This window comes from Staphylococcus sp. LKG4-2 (genome assembly GCF_050955665.1).
Classification (GTDB): domain Bacteria; phylum Bacillota; class Bacilli; order Staphylococcales; family Staphylococcaceae; genus Staphylococcus; species Staphylococcus saprophyticus.
The window spans coordinates 94111-105905 of record NZ_CP194532.1 but is presented as its reverse complement, the minus strand read 5'-3'; the positions used below and the strand labels follow the sequence as shown (position 1 = coordinate 105905).

Here is an 11795-nt window from a genome sequence, read left to right as displayed (position 1 = left end):
TTTGATGTTTCTATGGTTAAAAATTATTGGAAGGCAGCGCCTAAGAGTGAGAAACCGATAACTACGACAAGATAAACAATAGACCAAATAAAGGACGATTTCTTAGAGAAACGACTTGTTGCAAAAAACAAGATTCCTAAAACATAAGCACTGATAAGCGTTTGTAAGTCAAACACGCGAAGTATAGGATTACCCTTATCAAAGATATTTAGGCTGGTAATTGAATAATCTGTGACTGATAGTCCTGCAATCCATTGTATAAGAACAACAATGAGTGCGATGGTACTGGTAATAATCGTATAACTTAAAGTTGCAGAAAAAATAGATTTAGCACTAGCATCTGATTTCATGATTTTAGAGATAATTAAAATGATTACAAAAGTAACACCAATCGTAAGGATAGAGCCAATCACACCACTAACAACACCGATAATTTTTGCGAATTCAAGTGATTGGTCAAGCTGTTGTCCACTTAATCCAGCATCTTCGAAATTTTGTTTGAAGTCCGTAGTTAATGCAACAATCGTAGCTGATAACGCGACGATAACGATTGCAATAATAAGTTTTAAACCCCAAGTGGGTTTTTCACGTAAACTAGAAAAATGTTGCGCTAAAGGTAAATTAGATGATTCCATATGTATAGTGCCTCCTATTTATAGCGTTTTCAAAAGCATAACATGTGTCACAATATTTTAAAATACTACAATAAGTATTTTTTGAATAATTAATATATAATAATAAAGATGAAAAAGAAAATATAGGACTATAGTAAAAGTGGCTTGTGATATGTGATTATAATAAATTAATTAATAAAAACATGAGATTAATTATGTTTTTTGTTGTGTTATCGTGTTATGGTTTAAGTGAAGCAAGTAGTCAGTTTATTTATTCAAATCATAATTAAGGGAGCAATGGGATGATACATTATTACAAATTATTTTGGATCAATGCACTTAATATCAAAGGTAGAGCGAGGCGTAAGGAATTTTGGTATCCTTTTTTAATGAATATCCTAATTAATATAATGCTTGAAATCATTTTTTTCTTATTACCAATTCCAGCAATAATAGAAGATACTGTTGGTTGGATTGTGTATATATTAATCCTAGTCGCTATGTTCACTGTTACAGTTAGAAGGTTTCACGATGTTGGTATGACGATGCTAATACCCATTATCATTTTTCTAATTGCGGTTATTAATGATTTTAGTGAATTTATAAATTCAGATATTCCAACACTCGATAATTCTGCATTAACAGTTATTGCTGTTATTTTTGGAGTCGTGTACATTGTGATTTTAATTGTTTCATTAGCAGTTTGTTGTACAAGCGGTCAAAAAGAAACAAATCAATATGGTGTAAACCCTAAAGCAGTTGAATAGCATTTTATGATGTCGTTTGTTTCACGTAAGCATTGAAAGTGATACGAAGCATGAAACGTTAGTATCACAAAATTCAATTACTGAAAGAGGTTTTTATGATGTTCAACAACAAGAAAAAGCGTAAATGGGATAAAGAAAGTAAAGAGAGCATATTTTCTATAGACCTTTTTTGTGTATCAATTATCCTTCATCCTTTTTGTTATAAATTCTAAGTGGTTTCTTTTTTATATATCCAAAATTATCTAAAGTAACAAAATTTTCGTTTTCCAAGATTCTTGCACAGATAATATTCAATGTGTTTTCATAATTGGCAGGTAGTCGTCCTTCTAGGGGTAATGTATTTAGCCATTCATCAATGCCTTCAAAAAATTCATCTTTTTGATATACAAAATCAACAACTAAGTAATCAAAGCATTGGCAATATTTTTCCAAATAATTAATAGCTATATCAGTATCTTTTTTTATATAATATAAAGCTAATTTATGATAGCAATTAATACTTAGATGGGGATATAAATAATCTACATTAAATGCTTGATTTAAATGATAAAGTTTTGATTCTAATGATTCTATTGGAACAGTATGTAAATCATAGATAAGCATTAAAGCGAAATCATGCATATAAATCATTAAAGACTGATACATATCTGTTTGAATTACATTTTTAGCTTTTGTTTGGTTTCCATTTTGTAAATAAGCTAATGTTAATGTTGCATTTTCACCAATTTTTAAATCAAAATCTGGCGTATTTTCTATAACTGCTGAGTAATCACCTTCAAACATATACATTAAAGTTTGATATCCTTGTGCATGTCTTTTTAAGTAAATAGAGTTTGAATTATCTTCTGTAATTTTGATTATTTCATGCGCTAAGGCGGTAGTTTCTTTTATTTGTGTTTCATTCTCACAATATAAAATATTATTTGCTAAAATGCCTAACAATGAATTAAGAAATTTAAATTCATCACAATAATTAAGATAATAGTCTCTAACAGAAAATAGGTATTCAGAATAACTCGTGTGATTAACCATTTTAGAAAGAGATATAGAGATCTTTTTAATTTCTTCATCTGTCATAGTGATACTATAATTAAGTAAATCATCTACTGAAATATTAAATAATTTTGCTAATTTGGGAAGTATCGTAATATCGGGATAAAGTATTTCGCTTTCCCACTTAGAAATAGTAGTTTTGGTTGTATTAAGATATTCAGACAATGCTTCTTGGGTCATACCAAGTCTTAAGCGTTCTTTTTTTATTGTTTTAGATATTTGAATCATTATTAACACCTCTCGTATTTAATGTTACTAGAAATTTTTAATAAGGTATATTGCTTATATATCAACATAAAGAAACAAAGTTTCTGCATAAGAAACTAATTTTTTATATGATAGTTAAGATAAGCAAATAAGTGATTTTTATAGAGATAATCAACACAATATAGACACCAATCTATATAGATGTTAGTCTATGTATTGTCTAGGAGGTATATAATGTCTTATAAAGTATTGTCATCTATGTTAAAAATCTTGTCAGATCCAAGTAGATTAGAAATATTAGATTTACTTTCTTGTGGTGAACTATGTGCGTGTGATTTATTAGAACACTTTCAATTTTCTCAGCCTACATTAAGTCACCATATGAAATTATTGGTAGCGAATGACTTAGTTACGACACGTAAAGTGGGCAATAAACATATGTACCAACTTAACCACACATTATTAGAATCAATTCAGCAAAATTTAAACGTGATTCACACGTCTAATCAAGAATGTGTATGTAAAAATATGAAATCAGGTGAATGTTAATGATGACTATTTTGGCAATTGTCATTTTTTTATTAACGTTAACGTTTGTTATCTGGCAACCTAAAGGATTAGATATCGGTATTACAGCACTAGTCGGTGCTATCCTTGCATTAATTACAGGGGTTGTTCGTTTTTCAGATGTGTTAGAAGTAACAGGTATTGTATGGAATGCCACATTAACATTTGTGGCGGTTATCCTTATTTCATTAATATTAGATGAAATTGGATTTTTTGAATGGTCAGCGATACATATGGTGAGGGCTTCTAAAGGTAATGGGTTGAAAATGTTTGTGTTTATTATGTTACTTGGTGCAGTGGTTGCAGCATTTTTTGCTAATGATGGCGCAGCATTAATCTTAACGCCAATTGTACTCGCTATGGTGCGAAATCTAGGTTTTAATAAAAAAGTGATATTTCCATTTATTATTGCAAGTGGATTCATCGCAGATACAACGTCATTGCCATTTATTGTAAGTAATTTAGTTAATATTGTTTCGGCAGATTATTTTGATATTGGCTTTGTTGAATACTTAAGTCGAATGATGATTCCTAATCTATTCGCGCTCGTCGCGAGTATTGTAGTGCTTTGGATATATTTCAGAAAATCAATACCTAAAACGTTTCATACAGAAAATCTCCAAACACCTAAAAATGCGATTAAAGATGAAAAATTATTTAAAATATCGTGGATTGTATTAGCAATTTTACTCGTAGGTTATCTTATAAGTGAATTTGTTCAAATACCTGTATCGATTGTCGCAGGTATGGTTGCTTTAATCTTTGTATTGTTGGCTCGCAAATCACATGCTGTACATACGAAGCAAGTTATTAAAGGCGCACCATGGAATATCGTGTTATTTTCTATTGGTATGTATTTAGTAGTATTTGGATTGAAGAATGTGGGTATTACAACCATTTTAGCTGATACTTTATCTAATATTTCAAACTATGGCCTGTTTAGTAGCGTTCTAGGCATGGGCTTTATAGCCGCATTTCTATCATCAGTCATGAATAATTTACCGACCGTACTTATTGATGCTATTGCGATTGGCCAGTCCAATGTAACAGGGATAATTAAAGAAGGTATGATCTACGCCAATGTGATTGGGTCAGATTTAGGTCCTAAAATCACACCAATCGGTTCGTTGGCAACATTGCTTTGGTTGCATGTATTGACTCAAAAAGGGGTCAAAATTTCATGGGGAACGTATTTTAAAACAGGTATTATAATTACGATTCCAGTATTATTTGTAACACTTGTCGGTTTATACCTTACGCTCATATTATTTTAAACTTTATTGCGATCTGCATTGATAGCCAGGTTTAGAATAATCAGGATTTAAAAAGACATATGATAGTCAGAACGAATAGTATAACTTGAATTTTTAACTAAATATAGAAAAATTACAATGCAACATTATCAATTATACCGTCATACGTTTTGCCCCTTGCTATTTCAAATAGCAAGGGGATTTTTCACGTATTATAATCGATTGCGTTTTACTTTCCAGTATTTTTTAATATTCAATGTTTTTGATAATTGATCAGACAGCAGTAAGCCTAAGGCGATGGATCCCGCGATAAGGATAGTTCTAATAAACGTATTGTTAGCTTCAGTAAAGTTTAATGTTACCAATTGTTGCATCGCTTTATAGGCTAAACTACCAGGCACTAAAGGGATGATACCGGGAATCATAAAAATGACTACAGGAGATTTAAGGATTCGACTCATGATATGACTCATCACACCTAAAGTTAAACTGCCAAGCAAACTAGAATAGATACTATCAATTTGTAATAGGTCATTTAATATAAAACTAATAAGATATCCTGATGCACCTGCTAATCCAGCAGCAAAGAATAAATTTTTAGGCGCATCATATATTACTGCGAAAAAGTAAGAGGCAGTAAAGCTAAACAAGAATGCATAGATTAAGGTCATGATATACGCCTCCTAAAATAGTAAATAAGCAATAGAAATGCCAGATCCTATAGCGAATGCGATAACGAGCGCTTCTAAAAATTTGGCTGTAAATATTAACATGTGTCTGCTAAATAAGTCTTGAATGGCTGTGGTAATTAAGACACCTGGCACAATCGGCATAATAGAAGCAATCAAGGATGGTCCTATCGTTTGATGAATGTTGAATAGTTGACTACCTAGCAGGACAATGACGCCAATAACGAAAGATGCAACGAATTCTGGTATGAACATGGTCGTAGATTTACTTTGCATACATTCAACGATTAGAAAACCAAGGAACCCAGCAATAAATGTAATCACAATATTTTGAAAATTCCCGCCCTGTAAATATAAAAAACTGAGTGATATCACACCTGCAGCTAAACACTTCTTCCACAATTTAATACTAAGTGTCGCTTGTTCAATATGATTTAGGCGATCGAAGGCCTGGGTAATTGAAATTTGATTACTGGCTAACTGACGTGAAATAGAATTGACTTGAAATATTTTTAACAAGTTTGTGGTATTTTTGTTGATCCTGATAATGCGTGTATCATGATTTTCACTTAGGGAAAAATTGATGAAAATATTAATCACATAACCCTGACTATTATGGTAGCCCATACATTGTGCGATTCGTTTCATTGTATCTTCTATACGAGAAATCTCCGCGCCTGAAGATAATAATATTTTCCCTGCAAGTAAAATCACACGCATAGTGATTTTATCTTGAGCATGCTCCATGTTTACACCTCCAAATGCGTCATAGGTAAAGTTATCATTCGTAATACAAGAATAGTCGATAATAATAATCGGATAAATATATATTGATTATATTAAAAAAAGTTATTTGTTTCTATTATTTTATGTATTTTCCACTTATTATCAGTATGAATGAATATAGCTATTCTTGACAATGACGAATAATGATTATATATTAGTAATATTAAATAAAAATAAATATAGTCGTTGAAGGACGCGCTTTAATTGATATTACGGCTTTAGCAAGATGTTAATAGAAATATTGGCAAATTGAAAAAGTGGACGAATAAGAGTTAAAAGTTCAAATCATACGACATATTGCGTGAAGTAAAACTTTTATTGTTAAATTTAAAAACATGAAATTATATATTAGGTAGCAAAGCAAAACACTTTAGATTTAAAAAAGTGCGTTGTTATGAAGCCGGCAATGGTAATGAATCGTTCAGGGTTTATTATATATTGTCGGCTTTTTTGTGGTGTGCTACGCAACCTATCATGTAATTAAGTAGTCTGCACTACATTATATCTTACAAAGGAGAATCTGAAATGCTTACATCGTTTAATGCATCTATACTGTTAACTATCTTTTTCATCACCATTATTATTGCTGCACTGAGCGGAATTATATTTTTAAATAAACGTATTCCAGTTGCTTATGTGCGCATACATATTTGTATCGTTGCTTTACCACCGTTGCTAGCATTTATCGGACTCCTATTTACTTCAAATCAGGTTGAAGCTGGTTTGTGGTATTTAGATATTTTAGCTTGGTTAATGGCATTTTTTGTTTTATTTATTGGATTAATTATTCAACGCTATTGTATACGATATTTAGCAGGAGATAGAAGCTATCGAAAATATTTCATGTTATTTACATTGACGACAAGTTTTGCGGCAATGGCATGGTTAACTGGTGACATCCGCATAATGGTTATAAGCTGGGGTTGTACTTTAATAGGGCTAACACTTTTAATTAGTTTGACGAGTGCTTGGAGAGTTACTAGAGCCGCAGCAATTGTGACAGGTAAGTTGTTCTTCTTAGGTTGGATAGCTTTAGCAATCGCTGTTGTTTGGATCGGCTTAATAACAGGAGAATGGCATTACACTGCTATATTTACAGAGAGTAATTTAGCGCAGATCAATGCTTGGTCAAAATTTGGAATCAATATATTAATTATATTAGCGGTTATGGTACCAGCTGCACAGTGGCCATTCCAAAGATGGTTGATTGAATCTGTAGCAGCACCTACACCGGTATCAGCAATCATGCACGCGGGAATTGTTAATGCGGGTGGTATTATGCTGACACGTTTTTCACCACTATTTAATGGTGACATCGCAACGATGGTCTTACTTGTGTTTGCAAGTGTATCTGTTTTAATTGGTGCGGGTATCAGTTTAGTGCATGTTGATTATAAACGATTACTTGTTGGATCAACGATTGGTCAAATGGGCTTTATGTTAATTCAGTGTGCATTAGGTGCCTACATTCCTGCAATCATTCACTTAATATTGCACGGTTTGTTTAAAGCGACGTTATTCTTACGTTCTGGTTCAGCGGTGCGTCATTTTAACGTTCCAAGCCGAGTTAATGAACGCATGTCTTATCTATGGATTCTAATTGGTCGAGGTCTTGCAATCGCAATCGGGTTAGGCTTTTGGTTATCAGCGCCAGAACAGGGTTATCGACTAGTAAGTGGTTTGATTTTAGCATGGTCGTTATCAGTATCATGGACACAACTTGTTGCGTTTGGAGAAGGTCGATTTGGTCGCATGATGGGCTTGTTTGTACTCATTGTGGTTGGTGCAGTCTATTATATTGTACATCACTTTTTCAGTGGTGCTTTACATACAATCACATTCCATAGCGCACAACCACCAATGTTTGCAGTAGTGATAGTTGCAGTATTATTGCTATTTGGTAGTTTGATGAGTACTTGGGTAGCACGTAATCGTTCGTCAAAAGCATTCTCGATATTATACATGTGGATTGTACGCTTAGGTGATGCGAAACTTGAATCAGTAGAACGACACCCTAATTATTTGAAATCATATTTATCTAAAGGAGGGCATTAAAATGGGCGTATCAAAGATAGAATCAACGCAAGCGTCGACATATATTGATGATATACATGATAAAGTTACACGTGCGAGTAACGTAATCGTACCATTGTCACCTATTTCAGTGTTCGCTGCTAGAAGTCCGTGGGCAAGGCTAGAACATAAATCATTTGATGAAATTGCCCATTGGCTAAAAGAAACGCGCAAAGTAGATATGTATCCTGCACGAATGACCATTTTGGAAGCCAATCAAAAAGGCGAAATTGATGATGCGTATGTAGAACAATTTTTTCAACAATGGTTAAATGATACAGCATTAAAGATTCCAAGAGAAAATGCAGCGCAATATGGCCGTAACGCATTGAAATTGGAGACGTTGGAAACACCTACGGATATTAAATCGCAGCTAGAAGCGTTAGCTAGTGATTTAAATGAACAGGTCAAATTTGAATCTGAAAATACTGTACCGTTAAAGAGTACCTACATTTTAGATGAAAAAAATGAACGACTGATTGATACGGTGGATTACCATACGATTAAGTGGTGTAAATTATATATTGATGATGCACAATCTGGATGGACAATGCCAAATCGTGACAAGGGATTATTCTATGCTTGGCGTAGATTAGTAGCGTATGATCCTGCGTTAACCAAAGATCAACGCGCACGTTTAAAATCATTACCTAATGAGGCAGAGGATTTAATGCAACAAGCATTAAGCTATTTAAATATCTCAGAGGCAGACGCGCAAACATATTTAGAAAATCACTTACTATCTTTACCTGGTTGGGCTGGCATGATGCTATGGCAAGATGAACATAATCACAAAGTGCATGACTTACTTTTTTCTTATCTTGCTATCCGTATTGCTATGGAATGGGCAATTGTTGAGCCATATTTGCCTGTATCACAGCCTGAAGATTTAAATGATATGAATAAAGAAGAGCTGATTGCATCATGGATCCAGTGGGGCAATTTTTCAATTCAATCTTGGAAAGCTCTATCTATCGAAGCACAACAAGCACATATTCAATTTGCGTATCGATTCAATGAACAATTTTGTAGAAAATTATGGTTAGACGCTTGGGAAGCTACTTATAATCAACAATTGAAAGCAATGATCGGACCGAAATCAAGCGTTGAGGATGAACAACAATCACAAACATTAGTACAAATGGCATTTTGTATTGATGTGCGTTCTGAACCGTTTAGGAAGCACATTGAAGCTAATGGTCCATTTGAAACTATTGGTATAGCTGGATTTTTCGGTTTACCAATCGAAAAAGCGGAACTGGGTAAAAAGTATAGTCATCCATCATTACCTGTAATGAACCAGCCACAGCATAAAATTAAAGAATATACTCATGAGCACGAGCCTAATGCATTCCAACAACGTAAACATGCATTAGAATCAGTGACGTATACATTTAAAAAAATGAAACAAAATGTCTTGCCTAGCTTACTATTACCAGAATTAAGTGGTCCGTGGTTATCGCTACAAATGTTTACACGTAGTTTTATACCGAAAAGTGTTGGCAGTGTTATTCGAAAATTTTATACAAGTTGGTTAAAGAAACCCAATGATACTGCATTGACTTTAAATTATGAACCACAACATCAGCACAATCATCGCCACATACATTTGGAAGATGATTTGCCGGTTGGTTTTACAGATGAAGAAAAAGTGAACTACGCTCTACAAGCACTTAAACTAATGGACTTAACAGACGATTTCGCACCGTTAGTTGTCATGTGTGGACATGGAAGTCAGAGTGCCAATAATCCCTATGCAGCGTCATTAGATTGTGGTGCATGTGGTGGTGCGGCGAGTGGTTTTAATGCAAAAGTATTGGCGCAGTTATGTAATTTGCCAGAAGTGAGACAAGGTTTGTTGCAAGAAGGTGTAGCTATTCCTGAGACGACAATCTTCGCTGCTGCAGAACATCAAACTTCTATTGATACATTGACATGGATTTACGTACCTGAACTTACAGAAGCGGCACGTAATGCATATGAAAATATTGAAGCGGCCATGCCAAAAATTAGTTATCAAGCAAATAAAAAACGCCTCTCTCAATTGCCGAATAATAATTTAACTAATCGCAATCCGAATCATGAAGTGTATCGATTAACGAATGATTGGAGTGAAATTAGACCAGAATGGGGTCTAGCTAAAAATGCAGCGTTTATCATTGGTCAGCGTGAATTAACTAAACAGAGTGATTTAGCAGGAAGAGCATTTTTGCATAATTATAATTGGAAAAACGATGAAAATGGCACTATTTTAGAAAATATTATTGCGGGTCCAGCACTTGTAGCGCAATGGATTAACTTACAATATTACGCATCTACGGTTGCGCCGCACTATTACGGAAGTGGTAGTAAAACAACACAATCAGTGACTGCAGGTATCGGCGTGATGCAAGGTAATGCAAGTGATTTATTGACCGGTTTACCATGGCAATCCGTGATGTCAGCAGATAATAAGATGTATCATTCGCCGATTAGATTAGTTGTTGTAATCCAAGCACCACAAGCCTTTATTAGTCGGTTATTAGAAAATGATGAAACATTTAAGCAGAAAGTCATGCATGGTTGGGTTCGTTTAGCAAGTGTTGACGAAGACAATCACTGGCATGAATGGTCAAACGAAGTTAAAAAATTTAGTTAATGCGAACTGAGCATGATGGATCATAGCATTTGTTAACGTATGACAACCAATGTTATTTCCTAGGGAATATGACAGAACTATGGAGAAAGTGATTAAAAAATGGTACTGTTATCTTTGTTAAAATGAATTTCTAATTTTAGTTCTACAGGAGATGCATATTTTATGAAAATGACCAAAGGTCGCTATGAGTCTGAAATCAGCAAAGCAATTACCCAATGGGAAAAAGACTTCCTTGGCCGCGGCTCTCTGTCAGTTAAAACGGATATATTACGTGACATGATTATTGTGAGTTTACACGGCGTATTGACTCAAGCAGAGTACAAAGTGTGTGAAACGAATGAAGGTTTGTTAACTATAAAAAAAACACGTTCTAAACTGGTTGAATCTGGTATTGAAGCGCTTGATGAAATCGTGCTGTCTATAACAGGCGAAAAAGTGAAAAGTTTTCATACAGATTTAAGTTCTAGAACAGGTGAAAGAATTATCATTTTTAAATTGCATAATGATTTAGAAAAACAAATTATTGAATAATGGAAACAAACATGAAACCGAAAATACACATGTCATTTATTGAAATATGAGGATAAATGATGTGTGTTTTTTACATGGAATGCGCATGGCGTCGGGTAATCAGCAAAGGCATTTGTATTATCAGTATTTTCAATTTTAAAGGGCTGCAGAGACAGTATAAGTAATATAAGATAAAAAACACGCACATACCGTTGTAAGGGACAGTATGTGCGCTTGGTTCATTACTCATAAATGTTAGAAAGTGCAATACATTAAAGTAATTACTTATCATATAAATTTGGGTGTTAAAGCATCATAATCTTTAATTAAGATTCTTTTATTAAGATATAACAATCGTGCTCAAATCGTGCTCAAAATCAATTATTAGGTTGTAAACTAAATACAGTTTGAGTTTGTGTTCTTAACATGCGTAAAGGACGCTCATCATGTATGTAGTTTAGGTTTGGTGCACAACAACGACAACGAAAGGATTCATGTAAAGCAGTGCTCAAATTATTTTAAAAGCGACTTGAAAATGAGTTCAATAATGTTTTCAATCATTAATACCCCTCCTTCATAAATTGTACGTGACAACTTGTGCGTTATTCAATTTGGTCTAGGATTAAAGAAAGAGTTTG

General features: G+C 33.7%; 10 protein-coding genes. 6 read left to right on the top strand and 4 right to left on the bottom strand.

What is annotated here, in order from left to right:
- Nucleotides 1-23: 23 nt before the first annotated feature.
- Nucleotides 24-635, bottom strand: a complete 612-nt coding sequence (locus ACM6UH_RS00525) for a YIP1 family protein (protein WP_069803629.1) — start codon at nucleotides 633-635, stop codon at nucleotides 24-26.
- A gap of 281 nt (nucleotides 636-916) precedes the next feature.
- Between ACM6UH_RS00525 and ACM6UH_RS00520 the strand changes: the two genes are divergently transcribed.
- Complete coding sequence (locus ACM6UH_RS00520; protein ID WP_011303978.1) at nucleotides 917-1381, top strand: DUF805 domain-containing protein; 465 nt, start codon at nucleotides 917-919, stop codon at nucleotides 1379-1381.
- A 180-nt stretch (nucleotides 1382-1561) separates the two neighbouring features.
- Here the strand turns inward: ACM6UH_RS00520 and ACM6UH_RS00515 are convergent, their stop codons facing one another.
- Entirely contained in the window at nucleotides 1562-2662 is a 1101-nt protein-coding gene (locus ACM6UH_RS00515) for a helix-turn-helix domain-containing protein (protein WP_069793582.1), read from the bottom strand.
- Nucleotides 2663-2875: 213 nt separating this feature from the next.
- Between ACM6UH_RS00515 and ACM6UH_RS00510 the strand changes: the two genes are divergently transcribed.
- Together ACM6UH_RS00510 and arsB are read left to right on the top strand one after the other, a co-directional pair.
- Nucleotides 2876-3190, top strand: coding sequence for an ArsR/SmtB family transcription factor (locus tag ACM6UH_RS00510; RefSeq protein WP_011303975.1), 315 nt, complete (start codon nucleotides 2876-2878; stop codon nucleotides 3188-3190).
- Nucleotides 3190-4482 (top strand): arsenite efflux transporter membrane subunit ArsB, encoded by a 1293-nt coding sequence (gene arsB / locus ACM6UH_RS00505; RefSeq protein ID WP_164971848.1) that lies wholly within the window; start codon nucleotides 3190-3192, stop codon nucleotides 4480-4482. The genes ACM6UH_RS00510 and arsB overlap by 1 nt, the downstream gene beginning before the upstream one ends.
- A 191-nt stretch (nucleotides 4483-4673) precedes the next feature.
- On the opposite strand, the gene ACM6UH_RS00500 is transcribed toward arsB, so the two are convergent.
- Nucleotides 4674-5132: a threonine/serine exporter family protein gene (locus tag ACM6UH_RS00500; RefSeq protein ID WP_047505200.1), complete on the bottom strand. Its 459-nt coding sequence runs from the start codon at nucleotides 5130-5132 to the stop codon at nucleotides 4674-4676.
- Nucleotides 5133-5144: 12 nt separating this feature from the next.
- Nucleotides 5145-5897 carry a threonine/serine exporter family protein gene (locus ACM6UH_RS00495; RefSeq protein WP_069803627.1) on the bottom strand — a complete coding sequence of 251 codons (753 nt, stop codon included), beginning with the start codon at nucleotides 5895-5897 and terminating at the stop codon, nucleotides 5145-5147.
- Nucleotides 5898-6461: 564 nt separating this feature from the next.
- Here ACM6UH_RS00495 and ACM6UH_RS00490 point away from each other — a divergent pair.
- The 3 genes from ACM6UH_RS00490 to ACM6UH_RS00480 all read left to right on the top strand — a co-directional run bounded on the left by ACM6UH_RS00490 (nucleotide 6462) and on the right by ACM6UH_RS00480 (nucleotide 11178).
- Nucleotides 6462-7991 (top strand): NADH dehydrogenase subunit 5, encoded by a 1530-nt coding sequence (locus ACM6UH_RS00490; RefSeq protein WP_011303971.1) that lies wholly within the window; start codon nucleotides 6462-6464, stop codon nucleotides 7989-7991.
- A gap of 1 nt (nucleotide 7992) precedes the next feature.
- A complete protein-coding gene (locus ACM6UH_RS00485; protein ID WP_047505205.1) occupies nucleotides 7993-10647 on the top strand; it encodes a DUF2309 domain-containing protein in 2655 nt (884 codons plus the stop codon).
- Nucleotides 10648-10809: 162 nt separating this feature from the next.
- Nucleotides 10810-11178, top strand: coding sequence for a DUF2294 domain-containing protein (locus tag ACM6UH_RS00480; RefSeq protein ID WP_002484313.1), 369 nt, complete (start codon nucleotides 10810-10812; stop codon nucleotides 11176-11178).
- Nucleotides 11179-11795: the final 617 nt, after the last annotated feature.